General features: G+C 71.4%; 16 protein-coding genes. 14 read left to right on the top strand and 2 right to left on the bottom strand.

Translation table 11 applies throughout. The annotated features are described in order from the left end of the window. The first annotated feature begins 253 nt into the window (after positions 1-253). Positions 254-445, top strand: coding sequence for a putative ATP-grasp-modified RiPP (tgmA, locus tag ACGFW6_RS38045; protein ID WP_393520648.1), 192 nt, complete (start codon positions 254-256; stop codon positions 443-445). Between the two features lie 14 nt (positions 446-459). After that, a complete protein-coding gene (gene tgmB, locus ACGFW6_RS38040) occupies positions 460-1,398 on the top strand; it encodes an ATP-grasp ribosomal peptide maturase (protein WP_393520646.1) in 939 nt (312 codons plus the stop codon). A gap of 252 nt (positions 1,399-1,650) precedes the next feature. Here the strand turns inward: tgmB and ACGFW6_RS38035 are convergent, their stop codons facing one another. Continuing rightward, positions 1,651-3,342, bottom strand: a complete 1,692-nt coding sequence (locus ACGFW6_RS38035) for a C40 family peptidase (RefSeq protein WP_393520644.1) — start codon at positions 3,340-3,342, stop codon at positions 1,651-1,653. A 355-nt stretch (positions 3,343-3,697) separates the two neighbouring features. Further along, positions 3,698-4,756, bottom strand: coding sequence for an NAD-dependent epimerase/dehydratase family protein (locus ACGFW6_RS38030; RefSeq protein WP_393520642.1), 1,059 nt, complete (start codon positions 4,754-4,756; stop codon positions 3,698-3,700). A 616-nt stretch (positions 4,757-5,372) separates the two neighbouring features. Between ACGFW6_RS38030 and ACGFW6_RS38025 the strand changes: the two genes are divergently transcribed. The 12 genes from ACGFW6_RS38025 (at position 5,373) to ACGFW6_RS37970 (ending at position 22,388) form a co-directional block, all read left to right on the top strand. Continuing rightward, a complete protein-coding gene (locus ACGFW6_RS38025) occupies positions 5,373-7,238 on the top strand; it encodes a phage tail sheath family protein (protein WP_393520640.1) in 1,866 nt (621 codons plus the stop codon). Between the two features lie 33 nt (positions 7,239-7,271). Continuing rightward, a complete protein-coding gene (locus tag ACGFW6_RS38020; protein WP_004003113.1) occupies positions 7,272-7,796 on the top strand; it encodes a phage tail protein in 525 nt (174 codons plus the stop codon). Positions 7,797-7,822: 26 nt separating this feature from the next. Beyond that, on the top strand, positions 7,823-8,551 hold the full coding sequence (locus tag ACGFW6_RS38015) for a hypothetical protein (protein ID WP_393520638.1): 729 nt from the start codon (positions 7,823-7,825) through the stop codon (positions 8,549-8,551). Beyond that, on the top strand, positions 8,544-9,287 hold the full coding sequence (locus ACGFW6_RS38010; protein ID WP_393520636.1) for a hypothetical protein: 744 nt from the start codon (positions 8,544-8,546) through the stop codon (positions 9,285-9,287). The genes ACGFW6_RS38015 and ACGFW6_RS38010 overlap by 8 nt, the downstream gene beginning before the upstream one ends. A gap of 84 nt (positions 9,288-9,371) precedes the next feature. Further along, on the top strand, positions 9,372-10,322 hold the full coding sequence (locus ACGFW6_RS38005; RefSeq protein WP_393520634.1) for a DUF4255 domain-containing protein: 951 nt from the start codon (positions 9,372-9,374) through the stop codon (positions 10,320-10,322). Between the two features lie 33 nt (positions 10,323-10,355). Next, positions 10,356-12,332 (top strand): ATP-binding protein, encoded by a 1,977-nt coding sequence (locus ACGFW6_RS38000; protein ID WP_393520632.1) that lies wholly within the window; start codon positions 10,356-10,358, stop codon positions 12,330-12,332. Then, entirely contained in the window at positions 12,323-12,619 is a 297-nt protein-coding gene (locus ACGFW6_RS37995; RefSeq protein WP_393520630.1) for a hypothetical protein, read from the top strand. The genes ACGFW6_RS38000 and ACGFW6_RS37995 overlap by 10 nt, the downstream gene beginning before the upstream one ends. Next, positions 12,616-19,464: a DUF4157 domain-containing protein gene (locus ACGFW6_RS37990; RefSeq protein WP_393520628.1), complete on the top strand. Its 6,849-nt coding sequence runs from the start codon at positions 12,616-12,618 to the stop codon at positions 19,462-19,464. Before ACGFW6_RS37995 ends, ACGFW6_RS37990 begins: the two co-directional genes overlap by 4 nt. A gap of 16 nt (positions 19,465-19,480) precedes the next feature. Then, complete coding sequence (locus ACGFW6_RS37985; RefSeq protein ID WP_393520626.1) at positions 19,481-20,164, top strand: hypothetical protein; 684 nt, start codon at positions 19,481-19,483, stop codon at positions 20,162-20,164. Further along, positions 20,161-20,859, top strand: coding sequence for a hypothetical protein (locus tag ACGFW6_RS37980; protein ID WP_393520624.1), 699 nt, complete (start codon positions 20,161-20,163; stop codon positions 20,857-20,859). Before ACGFW6_RS37985 ends, ACGFW6_RS37980 begins: the two co-directional genes overlap by 4 nt. A 10-nt stretch (positions 20,860-20,869) precedes the next feature. Continuing rightward, the gene (locus tag ACGFW6_RS37975; protein ID WP_393520622.1) at positions 20,870-21,256 is read left to right on the top strand and encodes a hypothetical protein; all 387 of its coding nucleotides are present in this window, start codon (positions 20,870-20,872) and stop codon (positions 21,254-21,256) included. Continuing rightward, entirely contained in the window at positions 21,249-22,388 is a 1,140-nt protein-coding gene (locus tag ACGFW6_RS37970) for a hypothetical protein (protein ID WP_393520620.1), read from the top strand. The genes ACGFW6_RS37975 and ACGFW6_RS37970 overlap by 8 nt, the downstream gene beginning before the upstream one ends. Positions 22,389-22,392: the final 4 nt, after the last annotated feature.

The raw sequence follows: 22,392 nt of genomic DNA, 5'->3' as shown, positions 1-22,392 counted from the left end.
GGCCGGACCGCCGCGCCGCGCGGACGGTCCGGCCACCCCGACTCCTCAAAGGCCCTCTGTGAGCGGGCGGTTACCTGTTGTTGCTCCTGTGACAGTTGGGGCGTCCCATTCGATGAATGAATTGCGGGGACGGCGTGCAACTGGTGCGGCTGATGTGACGACCTTCACCCCGTTGTGGCGGAAAGTGATGAATTCCTTACGCAAGGAGCGCGTAAGTGACGGTAACTCAAACAACGCGACACGGAGGTTTAAAGTGCAACCGTTCACCCTCAAGTACGCTTTCCCCAAGGGCATTGCGCACGCGGTGACGCCGTACCACTTCGACGCGGCCCGGCAGCTGAACATGCTGCCCGACGGCCGGCCCGCCATCAGTGACCCGGACCTCCTGCTCGCGGTCGGCACGACGACGTCCACCGCCGGGTCCGCGACCCACTTCGACGACTGACGAACCGACCACGCATGACGGTTCTGATCCTGACGTCCGAGGAGGACGTGACCGCCGACATGGTGGTGGCCAGACTGTACGCGACGGGAACCCCCGTGCTGCGGCTGGACCCCGCCGACCTGCCGGGCAAGGCCGTGCTGGCCGCGGACTACGCCCACGGCGACTTCGACGGCCATCTGTCGGTCAACGGGCATGTGCTCAGCATGGGCGGACTGCGCTCCATCTGGGTGCGCAGACCCGGCGAGCCGGCCGCGCACGCGGCCGAACCCTCACCCTGGCTCACCGCCGAGACCCGGCAGGCGCTGTACGGGATGCTCCACTCCGCCGCCGCACGGTGGATGAACCACCCGCGCAACGCCGAGCAGGCCCGGCTGAAGCCGTGGCAGCTGAGAGTCGCCCATTCCAGCGGCTTCGCGGTGCCACCGACGGTGATCACCACGGCACCCCGCCTGGCACGGGAGTTCGCCGCGGAGCACAGGGACGTGGTCGTCAAGTCGGCCTCGGGGCCGCCGCCCGGAGACTCCGTGTCCCTGCCCACGACCCTGATCGGGCCCGACGCGGACTTCTCCGCCGTCGCGGCCGGGCCCGCGCTGCTCCAGCGGTATGTACCCAAGCGCGCCGACATCCGGCTGACCTGTGTCGGGAACCGGCTGTTCGCCGCACGCAAGGAGGCCGAACCCGGACAGGTCGACGGACGGTTCGGCGAGACCGGGCACGCCTGGGAGCCGGTTCCGGTCCCGGACCGCATCGGCAAGTCGGTGCACGAGTACGTCACCCTCGCCGGACTGGCCTACGCCGCCTTCGACTTCGCCGAGGACAAGGACGGCATCTGGTGGTTCCTGGAGTGCAACCAGGGCGGCCAGTTCGGCTTCGTGGAGCTGGAGACCGGGCAGCCGATCGCCGAGGAGGTCGCCCTGTGGCTGGCACAGCGCAGATCGGACCGCCGCGGTTGATGCCCCGGGGCATGTCGGGGAGCACCGGTCCGGCCTGTGTCGTGAAGACCGGCGCGGACGGCGGCGAGGCGGTGCGACGTCGCCGTGGAGACGGAGCGGACGGGTGGGGCCAAGCCCGTCTTCTCCGACTTTCCCAGCGGCTACCGGCTCCGGCTCCGCTCGCGCACCTGAAGGGCACCGGTTTCCCGGCGCGTGGCCCCCGCGTTCGAGGTTGACGCCCGCTGAAGGCCGCCTGAACGGCCGTACAGCGGCTCAGGCCGGCCGTATCGCGCTGTGGATCGCCGACTCTCCGGCGTAGTGGATCGACTCCTCGCGGACGAGCATCCCGGGCCCCGGGGCGTGGATCATCATGCCGTTGCCGGAGTGGATCCCGACGTGCCCAGCGTGGAAGAGGACCAGGTCCCCGAGTTCGAGCCGGGTCAGGTCGACACCCTGCCCGGCCGTCGCCTGCTCCGGTGCCGTGCGCGGGAGCGCGATGCCCGCCGCCTTCCAGGCGGCCTGGGTGAGACCGGGACCGTCGAACGCCTCGGGGCCGGTCGTGCCCTGGACACAGGGCTTGCCCAGCTGGGCGCGCGCGAACTCCAGGGCCCGGATGGCGCGGGTGTCGTGCGACGCCGTCGACGTGAGGGCGGTGGCGGTCGCCGGGGTGGCGGCCGGGGCAGCGGCCGGAGGCGTCACCGTGAGAGTGCCGAGGTAGGGGTCGGTGACGGTGGCCGGGGTGGAGGTCTGTGGCGTTGCCGTGGTGACGGTGCCGAGGTAGGGGTCGGTGACGGTGGCCGGGTCGGAGGTCTGCGGCGTTGCTGTGGTGACCGTGCCGAGGTAGGGGTCCGTGACGGTGGCCGGGGTGGAGGTCTGTGGCGTTGCCGTGGTGACGGTGCCGAGGTGCGGGTCGGTCACGGTGGCCGGTGCCGCGGCCGTGGTGAGGGTGCCGAGGTAGGGGTCCGTGACGGTGGTCGTGAGGGGGGCCGTCGCCGGGGTGGCCGGTGCGGTCGTCGGCCGCGCCGTCGCTCCGGGCGGCACGGTGGTGAGGTCCGCGGCCGACTGCGTCTGCAGGGCCTGCCACCGGTCCTCCGCCGAGGGCTGGGCCTGGGCCCGCGTGGTGCCCCAGGTGTCGGACGCGGGCAGCGCGGCGATCGCCGCCTGGGGAGCGCTCCGCCCCATGGCGTGCAGGGACAGGATTTCGCGGGCCCGGTCGAGCTTGCGCCGGTTCTGCTCCTTGGTCGTGCGCAGCGAGGCCCGCGTCTGCGGATCGGTCGAGGAGTCGAACGCCGGGACGGGCGCCGAGGCCGAGGCGGGCAGGGCGGGGAGCGCCGGGAGGACCTGGGTGGCCTGAAGATCCGCCGACGGGGTCGCCGGCGCGGCCGGCAGGGCGGCGACGGGGCCGGCGGTCAGCTCGGCGACCGGAGCCGCCCCGGTGCCCCGACCGGACGTCAACTCCCTGACCGGCGCGGCGGGCAGTTCCAGCGGCGCGCGACCCGTCGACTCTCGTGCCGGGGCGAGGTCCTGCATCGCACGCGCGGGCCTGCGCTCGACGGGGCGGTCCGGCGTCCTGTCGCGGGGCAGCACGGCCGGCACGGTCGGACCGAGCCTCTCGCGCGCGGCGTCGAACCACTGCCGGCTGACGGTGTCGAGCACGGGGTTGCTGCGGGTGCCCTCGCCCGCCCGGGTCCCGGAGTCGGCCGGGCCGGCGCCGCGCGTGCGCGGCCCTGTCGACGCCGCGCGGGTGGCGTTGAAGGTTCCCGAGTCGGTCTCGGCCCGGTCGTAGAGGGAGGCGATCCGGCGGCTGACTTCCTCGCGGCTGGGTGCCTCGTCCGCGGACGAGGGGGCGGCGCCCGCCGTCTGGCCGAGCAGCGCCACCGAGGTGAGGGCCGCCGACGCGAGTGCGGAGTTGCGCATGCCGGGCAGGCTGAGAGCCCCCGGCCGCGCGGTGCCTTCCGGCGCCATGGGCGACGTACTCCTTCCGTGCTCCGCCTACCGAGTGGGCGGTGGGGGTACCCCAGGCCGCTCAGGCCCTGGGGGAGGGTTCGGGCGGTGTGCTCCGGAAGGTGTGCCCTACGGCCCGTGCCCCGAAGGGCAGTTGGCCGATTCACCCCAAGTTCGGTCGGGCCCCCGGCTCCGGTGAACCCTGTGAGCGCACCGGACTCGGCGGAGGCCGCGCGTCCCGGCGGGTTCGCCGGAGGTCGTCGTGCGGCCTGATCCGTAACCTAGCCAACTTGTGTGCCTGCCGTGAAGGTTGAGGCGTTAAATGTCCGATACGTTTCTGTGACCTTCGACGCTTCCGAGGGGGCGCCGGCCCGGTTCACTGCGCCGTGCGCCGGCGTCGCCACGCTTCGTAGTGATCGAGGACCGTCTCCTCGATCGGGCGGTAGGTGACACCCAGTTCGTTCACGCTGCGGCTGTTGTCCACCCGGAACCGGATGCCGAGGTGTCCGCGGATGTAGTCCTGCGTCAGGCCGAAGGCCGGGCCGAGGAATCGCACCGGCCAGTGCGGGAGCGCGGTGCGCGGAAGGCGGGGGTCGCGGGGGTACCGGCCGCGCAGGATGCGGGACATCTCGTGGAACGACGTCATGGTCTCGGCGGCGACGATGTAGCGGCCCTTCGCGTCCGGGTTCTCCGCCGCCGCGATGTGCGCGTCGGCCACGTCGCGCACGTCCGCCGTGGTGAAGCTGAAGTCCGGGGCGCCGTAGAAGAAGTAGCCCTTGAACAGTTCCTGGAGCAGGAACAGGCTGCCGGACTCGGAGGCGGGTGTCAGGGAAGGGCCCAGGATCAGGCCGGGGTTGACCGTCACCAGACGCCAGCGCCCCTGGGCGGCCTCCGCGTCCCGCGCGGCGCGCTCGGCGACCGTCTTGGCGTAGTGGTACGGGTTGTTCTCCACGGTGCTGGTGCTGTTGAAGTACCGCTCGCGGAGCACCCCGTCGTCCATCTTCAGGACGTCCGCGTAGTCACCGAAGATCGTGCCCACGGTGGAGGTGAGGACGAGCCGGTCGACCGTGGGCGTCCGTTCGACGGCCCCCAGTACGTTGCGCGTGCCGAGCAGGGCCGGGTCCACCATCTCCCGGCGGCCGTCCTTGATCTTCTCCGGCATGCGGAACGGCGACGCCACGTGGAACACCGTCCGGCAGCCGGTCATCGCCTCGTCGAAGGCTCCGTCGGTGAGCAGGTCCGCCTCGAACAGGGAGAGCCGGCCGGGGTGGGCGTCCTGCATCGCCCGCAGGGGCCGCACCTTGGCCGTGGCGGCCGTACTGCGCACGGTGGCGTGGACGCGGTGGCCGCGTTCCAGGAGCCGATGCACCAGATGACTGCCGACGAACCCACTGCCGCCGGTCACCAACACGGCTGCCGAACCGTCCGAGCCCACGCCCTCACCCCTCACGTCCCGCGGTCGCGGGTCACCTTATGGCCGCGTGTCGCCGGCGCGGCAGACGCGGTGCGCGCTCGCGTCGGTCGCGTAAGGGGCGGTCCTGGGAGGCGAGGTTGACGGGTGCGTTCGCGTCACCCCTGGAAAACCGGCCAAGGAGGGATGTGTGCGACTCGGGGAGGTCGCACGTGCGTGCGACCAGTCGAACGGGGTGGGTCAGGGGTTCCGGCGTGCTCCCCGGCCCGGGAGCCACCCTGTCGCGCGATCCGCTGTGCAGGATCTGTGAACCACCTGGCCGGGGCGCGCAGGCGAGGTGTGCGGATGCCGCGAGGGCGCCTTCACCAAACCCCCTCCCGGGGTGGCCTGAAGGCGCCTTGTTCCGTCAACTTCGCACGCAGCAAGGTGGATTGAGCACTTGAGCATCAGGAGTCACAAGCGCATTGCTTGGCCCGGACAGCCGACAAGTCCGGGGTAACGACGGGGGAACTGATGCGGTGTGCGCAGCCGCCGCCATAGACCCGCGGGGGCCGTTCGCGCACCCGTCCGGCACTTCTCCCTCTTCCGTCTCTTGGTGCCTTCGTCCCGGTGCCCGAGACAGGGATTAGAAGGAGGGGGAATGCCGATGAGCGCGGTGAGCGCCGCCAGGCCGACGTATCCCGGCGTCTACGTCGAGGAGCTTCCCAGCAGCACCCGTACGATCTCGACCCTGACCACGTCCGTGACCGCCTTCGTGGGCCACACCCGACGCGGTCCGCTCAACGAGCCGGTACGCGTCACCAGCTTCACGGAGTTCGAGCGCCGCTTCGGCGGCCTGAGCGCCCGGAGCGCCGTCGGCTACGCGGTCCACCAGTTCTTCGGCAACGGCGGCACCGTGGCGGTGATCGTCCGTGTCGCCAAGGCAGGCAGCGGCAAGGCCGCCTGCGTCACCTTGAAGTCCACCGAGGGCCACAGCGAGGGCCCGGTCCTCGAAGTGCACGCCAAGGAGCCCGGCGTCTGGGGCAACGGTCTGCGCGTCGCCGTCGACCACGACACCCCGTGCCCCGACGAGACCTTCAACCTGAGGGTCTACGACGCCAAGGGCGACGCCCGCGAGAGCTTCACCGGCCTGTCCATGGACACCGGCCACGGCCGCTACGCGCAGACCGTGATCAACGCGGGCTCGAAGCTGATCCGCGTCGAGGTCGTCGGCGAGGGCCGGCCCGACCCGTCCGGCACCGTCTCCAAGCCCTTCGGCGACGAACTCCCGAACCTCGCCGTCGACCTGACGGTCAAGATCGGCGAAGTGGAGCGCGAGTTCACGCTCTACGACCCCGACTGCGACGGCGAAGCCCCGTGCAGCGTGGCCGAGCTGGCGCTGCTGCTCGAACGCAAGCTGCGCGCCCTGCCCGACGCGCCCGGCAACCACGCCTTCGCCGGCGCCGAGGTCACCGCCTTCGGCCGCCGTATCCAGGTCGTCGCCGGCTCCACCGACCCCGAGGACGTCGTCCGCTTCGTCGGGGAGTGCGCCAACGACCTCGGCCTGGAGGCCTCCGTCAACCCGCCGGTCTTCCCGCTGGAGGGCGGCGAGGACGGCGAGGCGCCCGGCCCGCGCGACCTCATCGGCTCCGAGGGCGACAAGTCCGGCATCCAGGCGCTGCGCGGCGTCGCCGACGTCAACCTGCTGGTGCTGCCCGAGCTCGCGGCGTACGAGAAGACCGAGGACGCCCTCACCGTCATCTCGGCCGCCCAGCGGCTGTGCGCCGAGCGCCGGATCTTCCTGCTGGTCGACGCGCCGAGCACCTGGGCCGGTGTCGACACCGCACGCGCCGGGCTCGCCGCCTTCGACGCCGTGCGGGGCAACCACGCGGGCCTGTACTTCCCGCACCTCCAGCTCACCGACCCGCTCACGGGACGGCTGCGCTCCTTCCCGCCGTCCGGCGCGGTCGCCGGCGTCATCGCCCGCACCGACTCCGAGCGCGGCGTGTGGAAGGCCCCGGCCGGCACCGAGGCGCGGCTCGCGGGCGTGCACTCGCTCACCGTCAACCTGACGGACCGCGAGACCGGCCTGCTCAACCCGCTCGGCGTCAACTGCCTGCGTACGTTCCCCGTCACCGGCCCGGTCGTCTGGGGCGCACGCACGCTGGAGGGCTCCGACGCTCTCGACAGCGAGTGGAAGTACGTGCCGGTGCGCCGGCTCGCCCTCCACGTGGAGGAGAGCCTGCAGCGCGGCCTGCAGTGGGTGGTCTTCGAGCCCAACGACGAGAACCTGTGGCAGCAGATCCGGCTCGCCGCCTCCTCGTACCTGCACACCCTCTTCCGGCAGGGCGCCTTCAAGGGCGGCACCCCGCGCGAGGCGTACTTCGTCAAGTGCGACAGCGACACGACGACCACCGAGGACATCGAGAACGGCGTCGTCAACGTCCTCGTCGGCATCGCGCCGGTGAGGCCGGCGGAGTTCGTGATCGTCAAAATCCAGCAGACGTCCGGGCAGTTCGCGCTCTAGGCGCCGGGAATCGTGGAGAACTGAAGGAATCCGATGGCAGAGTTCACGGTCAACGCGCATCGCTTCGACCCCTACAAGAACTTCAAGTTCCTGGTCCTGTGGGACGGTCGCACGGTCGCGGGCATCAGCAAGATCAGTCCGCTGAAGCGGACGACGGAAGTCGTCAAGCACCGGCACGGAGGCGACCCGTCGTCCCCCAGGAAGTCGCCGGGCCGCTCCGAGTTCGAGGGCATCACCCTGGAGCGCGGCGTCACGCACGACCCCGAGTTCGACCGCTGGGCCAACAAGGTCTGGCAGGTCGGCGCGGGCCTCGGCTCCGAGGTGTCCCTCGCGGACTTCCGCAAGGACATCGTCATCCAGGTCCTCAACGAGGCCGGTCAGGTCGCCGTCTCGCACAAGCTGTACCGGACCTGGCCGAGCGAGTACCAGGTCCTGGGCGAGCTGGACGCCAACGCCAACGCGGTGGCCATCCAGTCGCTGAAGCTCGAGTGCGAGGGCTGGGAGCGGGACTACGAGGTGCCCGAGCCGGAAGAGCCGTCGTTCCTCAACCCAGCTTGAGCAGTGGGTAGTTGAGGGGGGACGAGATGGGTATCACCGGGGCGGCCGAGCTGCTGGCCACCTGGGAGGCGGGCCTCGCCGAGGCCCCGACGGGGCGCGCCCTGCTGCTGCACCGCACGGCGCGCCCGGACGCCGACGCGACGACCCTGCCGGTGCTGCCGGTGGGGGAGCGCGAGGCCGACCTGTTCGCGCTGCGCCGCGCCCTGTTCGGGGAGCGGATGCAGGTGCGGCTGGGCTGCGCGGCGTGCGGCGAGGACATGGAGTTCGACCTGGACGCGGGCGAGTTCGCCCGGTCGCTCAACGGGCCGGGAGAAGCGCTCGTGCGGGTCGAACAGGACGGCTGGGACGTACGGTTCCGGCTGCCCGGAACCGCCGACCTGGCGGCCGCGGCCCGTTCGGCGGACCCCCGTGCCGCCCTGCTCGCGCGCTGCCTGGTCTCGGCGGCGCGCGACGGGGCGGCGGTGACCGCCGGCGAACTGCCCGCCCCGGTGCAGCGCCGGATCGCCGAAGCCGTCGAGGCCGCCGACCCGGGGGCCGACGTGACGCTCACCATCGCCTGCCCCGAATGCGGCGCCGCGACCCGGGCCGAGCTGGACATCGCCTCCTACCTGTGGACGGAACTGGACGCCTGGGCACGGGACCTGATGCTCGACGTCCATCTGCTCGCCACGTCGTACGGCTGGAGCGAGCCGGAGATCCTGGCGCTCAGCCCGCTGCGGCGCCGCTACTACCTGGAGCTGTGTGCGGATGTCTGACACCGACGGGGCGCCGGTGCCCGACTTCCTCGACCGGCTGATCGCCCGGCACGCCCCGGCCGCCGCCGGATCCCGCCCGGACGTGGTGCGGGTACGCCCCCGGCTGCCCGGCCCGTTCGAACGGGTCGAGGCGGTACGCGGCACCGCGCCGGAACCGGACGAGGGCGCCGACCTGCTGTGGCCCGCGACCGCACCGGCCGCCGAACGACCGGGGGAGGCGCCGAGCCCGGCACCGCCCGTGGCCCGGCCGCACACGGAACGGGAGCGGACGGTCGTACGCACCGAACACACCCCGGCCGACCCGGCACCGCGGCCCGCCGCCCGGGCCCTGCCCGAGACACCGCTGCTGCGCCCCGTCGCCCCGGTCGCGCCCGGCCCCCGGCCGGCACCGGACGCCGGGCGGGCGGCGGGCCGGGGCCGCCACGAGCGGGGCCCCGCCCAGAGCGCGGCGCCCGTACCCATCCCCCCGGGTACGGACGCCGCATCCCCCGCCGCCGTGTCCACCCCACCGCGGCCCAGCGCCGCGGACACGGCGGCGGCACGCGACGCCGTACGGCAGGCCGCCGCCCGGCGCCCCGGACGGGCGCCCGAGCAGGTCGTGCAGGTGCAGATCGGGCGGCTGGAGGTGACGGCCGGACCGCCGCCGTCCGGCGGCACCCGGCAGCGGACGCCGTCGGCGGGCCGCCAGGGGGCGGCCCTGAGCCTCGCCGACTACCTGGCGCGAGGGCGGGAGTGACATGCGGCCGCTTCAGCGGGACGAGGGCCTGCGGCGCAGCCGGCAGGACGACGTGACAGACCGAGGAACCGAGGAACCGACGCCATGAGCAACGCACTCGCCATCGCCCATGTCACCCAGGCCCTCGCGCTGCTGCTCGCGTCCAACGTGGGACCGGAGTTCGACGAGGCCGTGAAGGTGGAACCGCACAAGCCGCCGACGGAGCCGCCGGACTACCCCACCGTCAACGTCTTCCTGTACCAGGTGACCCCCAACACCTCGATGCGCAACAACGACCTGCCCACCCGCGCGTCCGACGGCACCCTCGTCAAGCGGCCGGTCGCCGCGCTGGACCTGCACTACGTCATCAGCGCGTACGGCGACGAGACGACGCTGGTCGGGCAGCGGCTCATCGGTTCCGTGGTACGGACCCTGCACGAGATCCCGGTCCTCCCGAAGGACGTCATCGAGCAGAGCGGCCAGCTCCCGCACCTGGCGGGCAGCGACCTCGCGGAGGCGACCCAGCGGGTGCGGTTCACGCCCACGGTGATGGACGTCGACGAGACGTCGAAGCTGTGGGGGATGCTCCACCAGACGCCGTACGCGCTGTCGGTGGTGTACCAGGCCACCCTGGTCCTCATCGACGGCCGTGAGCAGCCGGTGCCCGCCAAACCGGTCGAGCGGCCCGAGGTGCGGGTGCTGCCGTTCGGGGCACCGGGCGCGCCGGTTCCCCCGGGGCCGGAGCCGGCGGCCGCTCACGGCACGTCGGTGAACGGCTCCGGTACGGCGACCGAGGCGACCGACGCCGGAGTGGGGCGGGCGCCGGGGAAGGCCGTGGGGCAGGCGCCGGGAAAGGCCGTCGCCAAGACCCCGGGCAGGACCAAGGCGCCCGCGAAGACCGCGGCGACGGCACCGGCCGGGCCCGCCGCCAAGGCAGCCGCGAAGACACCTGCCAAGGCTCCGGCACGCGGCCGCAAGGGGACCGCCCAGCCCGGCAGACCGGCCAAGGCGGGTGGCGCGGCGCCGGACGGCGGAGCCGAGGACACCGAGAACTGACACGGCATGGGAACGACGGGGGCAGGTGAGGGCATGGGGACGAACGAGCCGGGCACGGGGACCACTTCGCGTACGACGGACGGCCACGACACGGGCGCGACACTGATCGAGGAGATCCGCCGCGTCCTCGCCCGCGTCGACGCCCACGCCCGGGCAGCCGACGTCGACGAGAGCCCCGAGGCGGAGCCCGCCACGAACCCGGCGGCACCGGGCACCGGCCCCCTGGACGCCCTCGTCACCTGCTTCGGCCTCACCGCCTTCGAACGCGACGTGATCCTCCTCGCCGCCGCCGACGAACTCGACCCCACCACCGCCGCCCGCTGCGCCGCCGCCTGCGGTGACCCGCAGCGGGCGTACCCGACGTTCTCCCTCGCCCTGGCCGCGCTCGCCGACCCGCACTGGAGCGCGCTCACCCCCGTCGCCCCGCTGCGGCGCTGGCAGATGGCGGAACTGGACGACGAGTCCCGGCTGACCACCTCCCGCCTCCGCCTGGACGAGCGGATCCTGCACTTCCTGCTGGGTTCTCCCTACCTCGACGCCCGCCTGCACGGCCGGCTGCGCCGCACCTCGGTGCCGGAACAGCTGCCGCCGTCGTACGACCTGGCGGCGAGCCGTGTCGCCGAGGGCTGGACGACCGGGGCGGCCCCCGACGCGCCGCTGCTCGTCGAGGTGACCGGCGGTGATCTGCGCAGCCGCGCCGACATCGCCGCCGCGGCGGCCGCCCGGTCCGGGCTCGGGCTGTACGCCATGGGCGCCGAGGACATGCCCACCGATCCCGCCGAACGCGACCGGCTCGCCCGGCTCTGGCAGCGTGAGGCGATCCTGCTGCCCGCCGCGCTGCTGGTCGAGGTCGGAGACCTGGACCGCGACCAACGGGCCGCGACCGAGGCGTTCCTCGCCGGAGCGGCCGTACCCGTCGTCGTGTCCAGCGAGGACCCACTGCGCACGGACCGCCCGCACGGCGCCCGGGTGGCGGTACCGCGCCTCGACGACGAGGAGCAGGTCGAGGTGTGGGGCCGGGCGATGCACCCGATCGCCGACCTCGACGAAGTGGAACTCCGCTCCCTGGTCGCCCAGTTCCAGCTGCCGCCGCACGTCATCCGGACCGCCGCCGCGACGGTACGCCACAGGCTCCCCTACGAGGACCTCGACGCCGCCCAACTCGCGTGGCGGGCGGGGCTGGAGGAGGCCCGGATCGGCATGGACGAGCTGGGCCGCCGGATCGAACCGCAGGCCGGCTGGGGCGACCTGGTCCTGCACGACCGCCAGACCGGCGTCCTGCGCGAGATCGTCGCCCATGTCCGCCAGCGCGCCACCGTCCACCAGGAGTGGGGCTTCGCCGGCACCCTGCGCCGCGGACTGGGCGTCACGGCCCTCTTCGCGGGCGGCTCCGGTACCGGCAAGACGCTGGCCGCGGAGGTCATGGCGAAGGAACTCGGCCTCGACCTGTTCATCGTCGATCTCTCGCAGGTCGTCAGCAAGTACATCGGCGAGACGGAGAAGAACCTCCGACGGGTCTTCGACGCCGCCGAACGCGGCGGCGCGCTGCTGCTGTTCGACGAGGCCGACGCGCTGTTCGGCAAGCGCAGCGAGGTCAAGGACAGCCACGACCGGTACGCCAACCTGGAGGTCAGCTACCTCCTGATGCGGATGGAGGCCTACCGCGGCCTCGCCATCCTCACCACCAACATGAAGAAGGCCCTCGACACCGCCTTCCTGCGGCGCATCCGGTTCGTCGTCGACTTCCCCTTCCCCGCCGAGCACGAGCGCGCCGAGATCTGGCGGCGGGTCCTGCCCTCGCGGGCCCCGGTCAAGGGCATCGACGCGGACCTGCTCGCCCAACTCACCGTCGCGGGCGGCTCGATCCGCAACATCGCGCTGTCCGGCGCGTTCCTGGCCGCCGAGGAGGGCGACCGCCTCCAGATGCGCCACATGCTGGCGGCGGCCCGCACCGAGTACCAGAAGCTGGAGCGTTCCCTGACGCCGGGGGAGGTACGGGGATGGGTGTGAACGAGCCGCAGCGCGGCGAGCCGCGCGAGATCCGGGTCGAGATCGGCGAACTCGCCCTCAACGGCTTCGCCGTGGACCCGGAACGGGTGTCGGACGCCTTCGAGCACGAGCTGACCCGCCTGGTCCGGGCGCACGGTGTACCCCTCGCGTCGGACGGCGCGGTCGCCGTCGGTGCCCTCACCGACCTGCCCACGCTGCCCGCCGGCCTGACCGCCCGCCGCCTCGGCCAGGAACTGGCCCGCGCCGTGCACGAAGGGCTCAGCGGCCACGGGGAGGTGACCCCATGAGCTCCCAGACCCAGGACGGCCACGCCGAACAGTCCGCGGAACAGCGCCGCCGCAAGCGCAAGGAACGCGCCGCCAAGTCCCGTACGCCGGAGCCCAAGGACATCGTCAGCGGCGCCGGCCAGCCGCTCGACCCCGGCGTACGACGCGACTTGGAGGAACGCCTCGGCCACGACCTCGGCCGCGTACGCCTGCACACGGGCCGCGACGCGGGGCAGCTGACCGAGCTCCTCGGCGCGGACGCCGTCGCCGTCGGCCAGGACGTCTTCTTCGCGGAAGGCGCCTTCAAGCCGGGCACCGACGAGGGGCGCCGCCTCCTCGCCCACGAACTCCTGCACACCGTCCAGAACCCGCACGGTCTGGGCACGTTGCGTGCGGGGCGGGAGCTGGGAGCGGTGAGTCTGCCGCAGGAGGCGATCGAGCGGGAGGCGGAGACGGCCGCGCGGGAGGTCGCGGCGGGAGCGCAGAACGAGGGCGCCGAGCGGGCGGCCGAGGTCGAACAGGGGCAGGGGACGCCCGGGTGGCTGCGGTATGCGACGGTCGATGCTGATCGGCGGCGGATGGAGCAGCTGGATCCGGCGACGCTGGTCGACCGTCTGGCCAACACCGTCCTGCGTTCGCTGCGCGGTGACCCGGAGGACCGGTCCGGCCGGGTGCGGCTGCAACTGGCGCGGATGTCTCCCCAAGTACAGGACGTGGTGTTCGACCGCCTGGACAAGCGGCTGCCCGCGCCCATGCTCGACCGGCTCCTGGAGGCCGTCGAGGAGACAGAGCAGGCCGGTCCGCTTCCGATGGACGCGGCAGCGGCACCGCTGGCCGTGCCCGGGGCATCCGACGAGGTCGCCGAGGAACGTCGTGGCGAGCCGGCCTCGGACGAACGTCCTGACGCGGGCGAGCGGCAGGAGCGCACCGAAGGCAGGACGCAGCCCGACAAGGAGAGCGAGCAGGAGCCCGGCCGGGAAGCGGCCAAGCCCGGTGACGACAAGGGCAGCACGTCCCCCGAGGACGCCGCCGCGCAGGACCAGGAGGAGGCCGACGCCCGGGACCAGGACCGGTCGACGGCCGCGCAGGACGACAAGGAGACTTCCGACCGCGAGAACAAGGACTCCGCTGCCCGGGACGACCGGCAGCAGACCGAGGGCGAGGGCGCGCAGAAGGACGGCGAGAAGAGGGACGAAGCCGCCGCCGAGGAGGATCGGGAAGAAGCCGGAAGTCAGGACGAAGCCCCGCAGGAGCCCGAGCGGCAGGCGGGCGAGCAGCAGGCGCGTCAGGCCGAGGAACCGGTCGCGGCGAACGCCGCCGCTGTCCCGTCGCCCGTGGACAGGAGCGGTGCGGAGCCTGGGGAGCGGTCCCGGACCGGCGGCGACACGGGCACCCACCGACCGGCGGGCGACCCGGAGAACGAACAGGACGCGGACGACGACCCGTTGGGGCTGGACTCGGAGCCCGCCGAGCAGGAGTCGGACGCCGACGAGGACACACCGTCGGCGCGGGCGGACGAACCCGTCCCCGACATCGACCTCGTGGGATACACGGAGGCGGCCAAGAACCCCGGCCTCGTCGAGGAGCGGAAGAAGGGCACCGCGCCCCGGCCGGCCCTCCCGTCCGCGGATGCCGGCCCCGGGCCCGACGCTGCGGCTGACGAGGGATCCGCCGCAGTGCAGGAGGCGCCCGCACGAACTGCCGCCGAGGACGGAAGCGGAGACAACACCGACCAGGACCTCTTCACCGGCGCTCTCGCCGACAACGACCTCGGACCGGACGGAGCCGGCGACGGCTCCCCGGGCAGCGCCACCGGAGCGTCCGGGCTCACCTCCACGTCCCCGGAATCCGCCACGGGCGCTGCCGACAGGACACGGGCGGAGCAGCGCGCGGAGGACGAGGAGGCCCGCCGCAGGGACGAGGACGCGCGCACCGCGGACGGCGCGGGAGCAGGCGCCGCCTCGCCGGAGGGGGAACCGGCCGGGCCCGAGCGGCTCGCGAAGGCGGACGAGGACGCCCGTGCCCAGGACGCGGGCCCTTCTCAGGCTTCAGGCAGGACGGCGGACACGGGCGGACAACCCGAAAGCGCGGGAAAGCAGGACTCGCAGGCCGAGGGCGGCCAGGAGAAGAGCGAGACGAAACCGGACGGCGGAACCGACAAAGAGCCGTCCAAGCCCGCGGACAAGGGCGAGGACAAGGCGGGCGGTGGCGGTACCGGGCCGGGAGGGGGCAGTACCCCTGGCACGAAGCCGGCTCCGAGCCCCGGCGACCAGGACGTCACCGAGGGCAACGGCAACGCCACCACTCCGGGACCGCAGACCGGTCCGGACAAGGTCTCCACGCCGGGGCCCGGCTCCGCTCCACAGCTGGCGCCGGGGAACGGACCCGCGCCCATGTCCGTGGCCGAGGCGAAGACCAATGCGCCCCGGACGGCGGGCGGTTCGGGCGCCGGCGGTGCCGGTACGGCCCCCCAGCCGAAGACGTCAGGCAGCAAGCGCCAGGCGGCACGGAAGGTCGCGCGGAACGCAGGCGGCGGCAGAGGCGGCGGTGGCCGCTCCTCCTCGGGCCCCGCGCCCGCACCGGCGCGCGGCGGTGGCGGTCGCGCAGGTGCGTCGGCCCCGGCGAAGCCCAAGAAGGAAGCCGCCGCACCGGACGTCTCGAACGCCACGCCCGAGGCGGGACTCGCGACCGCCGCGGGCCTGAAGCCGCATCAGATGCTGGACACGCTCAAGGGCGTGAACGGCGCGGTCGGCCGTTCGGTCGACAAGGAGCGTACGGCGCTGCGCAAGGCGCCACCCAAGGAGCAGCGCCCGACCGGCTCCCCGCGCACGGTCCCGGGGGGTCCGACACCGGCCGCTCCGGGTGTCTACACCAACGCCAAGGTGGGCCGTACCGAGGCCACCCCCGGCAAGACGCCCGAGATCGGTGGTGAGCAGAGGCCGCAGGGCGAGGTGCCGGGCGCGAATGTGCCCGAGCCGAGCTGGTGGGACATCGCCCTCACCATCGGCGCGCAGCTCTTCGGCAAGCTGCTGAAGGAGATCCTGCCGCTCGACGACTTGATCGACTCGATCCTGGGGCTCCCCACGAAGGACGAGGGCCTCAAGAACGCCAAGGTGGGTGACGCGCCGAGGTTGCCGCTGGAGAACGACTCGGACCCCCAACGCACCGACGAGCAGGGGCAGAAGCTCGACGAGCGCAAGGGGGAGCTGCACCGCTCCGGTCGGGAGGACGCGGCCCGCCCCATGGGCGAGGACCAGATCTACCCGGACGTGCCCAAGGAGACCCTCACCGGCAAGGTGCCCGGCGGCAACGGCAAGAACGCCAAGGGCGGCGGACGCTCCGTGTCCTCCGGAGTCCCGATCGAGTCCGCTTCCGCCGTGGCCGAGCACGACCGCGGGCCGCAGATCCAGGCCGGCTTCGGCGAGGGCCGGCAGAGGATGGGGCAGGAGCGCAGGACCAAGGACGACAAGGCGCACAAGGACCGGCAGAAGCACGATCAGGACCTCAAGCGCGAGGTCGACAAGAGCAGCAGGCAGCAGTCCGACACCCGTGACAAGGGCCGCTCCGACATCGCCGATTCCCGCGACAAGTGGCGCAAGGAGCAGGACGACAAGACCGCGGAGATCGACGGCAAGAAGGGCAAGAAGTACGACGAGGTCCGCAAGGACATCGACGGCAAGCAGGAGCAGACCGACAAGGACGTCGACAAGCGGACCGAGGACGACAACAAGAAGATCACCGATGAGGAGACCAACGCCGAGAAGGAGGCCGAGAAGAAGCAGGACGAGGGCAAGGACGACGCCGACAACTGGCTCGAAGAGGCCATCGAGAAGCTGAAGGAGTTCTTCGAGGGGCTCAAGAACGCCATCAAGGGCATCTTCGAGAAGGCCCGGCAGATCGTCACCGACCTCATCGACAAGTTCAAGCAGCAGGTCTTCAAGCTCATCGACGACGCCCGCAACTGGGTGATCGACAAGATCAACAAGTTCGCGGACGCGCTGATCGCCCTCGGCGACGAACTCCTCGCCGACTACCCGGCGATGCGCGACAAGTGGCGCAGGACCATCGACGGCGCGCGCGACTGGGCCGTGGAGAAGGTCAACCAGATCGCCGACGGCCTCAAGGAGATCGCCGGGAAGCTGCTCGACGGCCTGTGCGGGGCGCTGCTCGCGGGGCTCGACGTCCTGGAGACCGGACTGCTCGCGGCAGTGGAGGTCGCCGAGAGCGCCACGGTCGGTGCGCTGGAGTTCGGCGCCGCCGTCGTCGAAGGGCTCGGTGAGTGGGCCGCCATCTTCAACGACATCGTCTCAGACCCCGGCGACTGGATCAGCAAGGCGGGGGCCGCCGCGGAGACGGGCGCGAAGGAGCACCTCTTCCACGAGGTCACGAGCGCCGTGAAGGCCTGGTTCAACCAGAAGGTCCAGGAGATCATCGGCATCCCGATCGAGGACTTCCAGGAGTTGATCTCCGGTGGCGTGACGGTCGAGCAGATGGCCCAGATGGCGTGGGACGAGGCGCTGCCCCAACTTCCGGTCATCATCGGCGTGCTGGTCGTGGAGAAGGTCGTCGCGAAGCTGATCCCCGGCGCCGGCTGGGTCATGGCGGTCATCGACGCACTGAAGACGGCGTGGGGAGCGCTGAGCGAGATCCTCGCGGCCTTCGGGCTGTTCATGGACTTCCTGAAGTCGGTCAAGAGCGGCAACGGAGCGCTGCCCTTCGCGAAGGCGGTCGCGGCCGGTGTCGTCGCCCTGCTCGAGCTGATCTACGAGTTCCTGATCGAGGGCGTCGGGAGGTTCATGGGCAAGGTCGCCGACAAGCTCGGCGACATGCTCAAGAACCTCCGCAAGAAGAAGCACCAGCCGGACGGTTCCGACACCCCGCCCGGGCAGCCGAACGCTCCCGGCAAGCCCAAGGACCAGGAGCCGGCGCCCCCGACCCATGACCGATCGCCGGACCCGGACCGTCCGACCGGCCGTCCGTCGGGCCGCGACGACGACCGCCCGACGCCGGGCCGGACCTCCACGGACAAGAGTTCCCGCCCCCCGACGAGGCCGCGTCCCGGCAAGCGCTCCGCCCCGGAGAAGAAGCGCCGCTCGCACACCACTCGCCCGAAGAAGCGCCGTGACGACGAGCGGCGCCGCGAGGAGGGACGCGAGGTCAACGCCGCACGCAAGCGGATGCGGGACGCGGAGCGCCACACACGCAACGACAAGGACGGCACCCCCGACGCCCCGTCACGCCGCCGACCGGACACGGACCGCACGGACAGCCGCGGCCCCGGCCGCCGCCGGACGAGTGATTCCCGCCGCACGGACGACAGACGAACCGACGACAAGCGCCGTACGTCCGACCGGCGCAGCACCCCTGACAAGCGACGCCCCGAGGACCGCCGTCCCGACGACAAGCGCACCGACGACCGCCGTGACACGGACCGGAACCGAGACAAGGACCGCCGCCCCGGCAACCGCGCCCGCCAGACCATCAAGTCGGCCGTCAACAGGGCCCGCCGCGCCGCCGCCAAGCTCTCCGGCAAGGCCCGCCGCAAACTGGGCAACAAGCTTGACGACCGGCTGCGCAGACTGCGGGACCAGTGGCGGAACAAGAAGGATCGCCAGCGTTCACGCGATCGAGACAGGGACCGTACGAGAGACCGGGAAAGGCAGGAGCAACAGGAGGGAAGGCAGGACTACGAACTCCCCTCGGTTCGATTCCGCACGGTGGACGGCTCCATCCACACTCTGCTCTTCGACGGCAAGGGAAAGAGCGCCGACCTTGCCATGCGCAGCACCCTGGCTGAGATCACGACGTACATCAACGACTGGGAACGGGAGAACAATTCGCCTCCCATCTCTGAGCAGCGGGACCTTCACACGGCCCAGGAGGCTGCTCGGAAACGAGCCGCAACACAGAGGGCGTTCGTGGAGGAGGCCCAGGATCGACTGCCCGAGAGAGAGGTCGGCAAGGGCAGAGGCAGTAGGCGCCGCTCCTACGGGGAACCGATCTATCTGCCGGGTGGACGGTCGGGCTTCGACGGCCAGCTGCGCGACCTGCAACGGCTGATGGAACGCCTTGCCGAACTGCTCGAGCTGCGTTCGCGTGGAGCGGGAAAGCCGCCTCTGCCGGAACCGATACTGCCTCCGTTCTCGGACGGCACCGTGGCTCAGTCCTTCAAGGCGTCGTACATCCAGAACAAGGTCAAGAAGGGTACCGAGGCAACCGAGCGTCCTGACGCCTGGCCCCTCGGCTGGAACAGGATCGCCGCGCAGAACCTCGGAGCAGGTGCCGCCTGGGTGCGCATGCATGTGCTCACGGCTCTTCTGGGCGGTCACGCCTCGACGTCCAACTTGGTGCCCGCACGGAAAGCGGACAATGAAGGCGCACGGGACGGTACTGAGCATCCCGCCGCGCGCGCCATCGGGAAGCTGGCACCCGCCGGCTCGGAGGACATGGTCTGGTACGACGTCAATGTCGTGCTCCGCGAAAGGCATCCGGGATTCCCACGCCAGGTCCATATGCGTTGGGGGACCTACCACTACCCCAACGGACACTGGCAACGGCGTCCGGGTCAGAGCGGTCAGTGGAAAGGTCAATTCGATCCGCCGCCCTGGAGCGGTGGTCCCGCGCAGCCGCCGCTCTCGGTGAACCTCAACACGGGGAACCAGCACGAGATCCGAGCCGCACTGAAAATATCCGACCGATGGGTGAAGACGATTCTCCGTGCGAGGGCCAGTGCCGGTGGTTTCAGCGGCATGGGCCAGCTTGAGAGTGAACTGTTGAGGAATGTGAAACCGGCAGGACTAAAGTCTCGAAACCAGTTGATCGGCCTCCTGAAGAAGGCTGACAGTCGCGGGAAAATCTTCTTCTGACCGACGGGAGGTCTTGATGGAAACGGAAGGTCTGACGGCCTACGAAGAAGGCTGGTTCAGTGTCCTGCAGGAGTTGCGTGACAGTCCTGGGGTGCAGGTTCTGAACGAATTTGTAGGCGAGATCGAGCCGTCCGCGGATGCGTCATCCTTCGACGATCTGGAGGAGTGGGAAGGTATCCGACTCGCGCCCTCTTACCATGACGACTTCATTCGCTTCGAACGGCTCGGCAGTCAATGGCAGACGGTATCTTCTTCCGCATTTGTCGCAGGAGAGTTCAGCCTCACGCCGTTGCCGCTTGCTGTGCATGAGGATCCGCCGGACTTCTCGTCCTCCTTGTACTCGGACCGGGAGCGGGAGTTGGGGGATCAGCTGAGGATCATCGATGAGCATCCGTTCACCGGTTCGGGTATCTACGTCGCGCTGCGGCTCCAGGCGGGGATCGAGGACCCAGAGGTATGGCTGTCGGACAACACGGGCCTGTGGAAGATGGACCTCGATTACCGGCAGTACCTGGAGACTTTGCGGCTGACCAAGGGCGCATTCGGTTGGCAGCACCTTTTCACCGAGGCCCCGGTCAGATCCGAGCAGCAGTTTGAAACTGTCGTGAACCAGTTGAACAGCTTGCTGGAAGTGCTTCCGGAGCTTTTCCCCGACCACGACTACACGGACCTCCGGGCCCGGCTGGAGGCCCGTCTGTGACCCGCTACGCCGACATCCCCAAACCCATCCGCTCCGGAATAGTCGTCGTCAACCCCGACACCGGTACCCCCCAACGCATCATCGTCCTGCAGTTCAACCCGGACACCCTGGAGCGCAGCGTCTCCCCCCAGTCCGCCGGAGACAGCGGCGACGCGGGAGGGGGCGGTACCGGGAGTGGGGACCGTAACGAGGCCCTGCGCCTGAAAGGGCCGGCTCAGGAGACCTGGAAGTTCACCGCCGAGATCGACGCCACCGATCAGTTCGAGGTCGCCGCGCCCGACGGGATTCACCCGCAGCTCGCCACGCTCGAAATGCTGGTGCAGCCGACCACCGCTCAGCTCCGTGCGGCGATGAAGCTGTCGCAGAAGGGGGCCATCGAGATCAGCCCGATCGAGATGCCGCTGACGCTGTTCACGTGGGGGAGCAAGCGGGTCATGCCCGTGCGGCTCACCGAACTGTCCGTCAACGAGTCGGCGTTCGACGTGAATCTCAATCCGATCCGTGCCTCCCTCAGCATCGGCATGAAGATCCTCACCGTCAGCGATCTCCCGGCCGGCCACCGCGGAGCGGACCTGTACATGGCGCACCTCGCCCAGAAGGAACGCCTCGCCGCGGCTGCCCGCGGCGGCAGCCTCGGCTCCCTGGGCCTGGGTGGAATCGGCACCGGAACCAACGTCGTGCTCGGAAGGGGCTGAGGAGACACCCATGGCCGAGATCGAGCCCTACGAGAACGCCCTGGACGCGATACCGGGCGCCCACCCCTACCCCCGCACCAGCCGCTACCACGACGCCGAGATCGGGATCCACCGGCAGCCCGACGGGACGGAAGTGCGGTACATCAAGCACCGCCTGCTGCCCCCGCTCGACCCGGCCGGCCCCGACCCCGACCTCACCCAGCCCCACACCGTCGGCGCCGGCGAGCGCCCCGACCTTCTCGCGCAGCGGTACTTCGGTGACCCCTCCCAGTGGTGGCAGATCGCCGACGCCAACCCCGTGCTCGATCCGCGCGAGCTGACCGACGAGGCCGGACGCGTCATCGACATCCCGCTCGCCGGCGGGTTCCCGGGCGGCAGGGGAGACCGGCGTGTTTGATCTGCCCGTGGGGCAGGGCCCCGTGCACATCACGCTCCTCATGGGGCCCAAACTCGCCCGGCCCGTCCCGGCCGAGGTGACCGAGGCCCTGCTGTCCGCGCAGATCACGGCCACCGCGGGAGAGCGGAGCGGGTTTCAACTCGCCTTCGATCTCACCAAGAACGGGATCATCAGCCGCAGGCTGCTCCCCGAGGGGTTCTTCGACCCGAAGACCCGGCTCGTCGTGACCGTCAGCGTCAAGGGCACCCCGGACGTGCTCTTCGACGGACTCGTCGTCCGGCACGAGGTCGGCGCCAGCAACCAGCCCGGCCACTCCACCCTCACCGTCACCGGCGAGGACCTGACCCTGCTCATGGACCTGGAGGAGCGCACCGCCCGGTACCCGAACCTGCCGCCCTCCGAGCGCGTCCTCGCCATCCTGCGCCGGTACTCCGACTACGGCATCCGTCCCGACGTCTACACCGAGAAGGTCGCCCAGCCCCCGCACCAGGACCTCCGCGTCCACTACCAGACCGGCACCGACCTGCAGTACGTCACCGAACTCGCGCGGGCGAACGGCTACACCTTCTATCTCGAACCCGGCCCCAACCCCGGTCAGTCAAGCGCTCGTTGGGGGCCGGAGGTCCGCCTCGGCCTCCGTCAGCACGCCCTCAACGTCAACATGGACGCCAACTCCACGGTGGACCAGCTGACGTTCGCCTACGACGGCACCGCACGCGAAGAGCCGCAGGCCCGCTGGCAGAACCCCGAGACCCGGCTCTCGGACCTGCTCCCGCAGCCGTCCATCAGCCCGCTGCGCCCGCCCCTCGGCAAGCGGCCGACCCCGGCCCTGAAGCGCCGGACGCTCTCCGGCACCGCCAAGCAGCAGCGCGAGCAGGCCGAGGCCGAACTCCTCGCCCGCGCCGCCGTGTCCGCCGACGTCGTCTCCGGTTCCGGCTCGCTCGACGTCATCCGGCACGGCTACATCCTCCAGCCCCGCCAGCTCGTCGGCGTCCGCGGCTCGGGACGGGCGTACGACGGCGACTACTTCGTCAAGTCCGTCACGCACAACCTGCGTCCGGGCTCCTACCAGCAGAACTTCACCCTCTCCAGGGAGGGCCTGGAAGCGCGCAGCGACCACGTCCGGCCGTAACCAC

It is taken from the genome of Streptomyces sp. Y7 (genome assembly GCF_043195415.1).
Lineage (GTDB): Bacteria > Actinomycetota > Actinomycetes > Streptomycetales > Streptomycetaceae > Streptomyces.
The sequence above is the reverse complement of the archived record's forward strand: the minus strand, read 5'-3'. Positions and strand labels throughout refer to the sequence as shown.

Coding starts and splice junctions, on each gene's coding strand:
- tgmB (WP_393520646.1), top strand. CDS start 460: ATGACGGTTCTGATCCTGACGTCCGAGGAGGACGTGACCGCCGACATG.
- ACGFW6_RS38035 (WP_393520644.1), bottom strand. CDS start 3,342: ATGGCGCCGGAAGGCACCGCGCGGCCGGGGGCTCTCAGCCTGCCCGGC.
- ACGFW6_RS38025 (WP_393520640.1), top strand. CDS start 5,373: ATGCCGATGAGCGCGGTGAGCGCCGCCAGGCCGACGTATCCCGGCGTC.
- ACGFW6_RS38020 (WP_004003113.1), top strand. CDS start 7,272: ATGGCAGAGTTCACGGTCAACGCGCATCGCTTCGACCCCTACAAGAAC.
- ACGFW6_RS38015 (WP_393520638.1), top strand. CDS start 7,823: ATGGGTATCACCGGGGCGGCCGAGCTGCTGGCCACCTGGGAGGCGGGC.
- ACGFW6_RS38010 (WP_393520636.1), top strand. CDS start 8,544: ATGTCTGACACCGACGGGGCGCCGGTGCCCGACTTCCTCGACCGGCTG.
- ACGFW6_RS38005 (WP_393520634.1), top strand. CDS start 9,372: ATGAGCAACGCACTCGCCATCGCCCATGTCACCCAGGCCCTCGCGCTG.
- ACGFW6_RS38000 (WP_393520632.1), top strand. CDS start 10,356: ATGGGGACGAACGAGCCGGGCACGGGGACCACTTCGCGTACGACGGAC.
- ACGFW6_RS37995 (WP_393520630.1), top strand. CDS start 12,323: ATGGGTGTGAACGAGCCGCAGCGCGGCGAGCCGCGCGAGATCCGGGTC.
- ACGFW6_RS37990 (WP_393520628.1), top strand. CDS start 12,616: ATGAGCTCCCAGACCCAGGACGGCCACGCCGAACAGTCCGCGGAACAG.
- ACGFW6_RS37985 (WP_393520626.1), top strand. CDS start 19,481: ATGGAAACGGAAGGTCTGACGGCCTACGAAGAAGGCTGGTTCAGTGTC.
- ACGFW6_RS37975 (WP_393520622.1), top strand. CDS start 20,870: ATGGCCGAGATCGAGCCCTACGAGAACGCCCTGGACGCGATACCGGGC.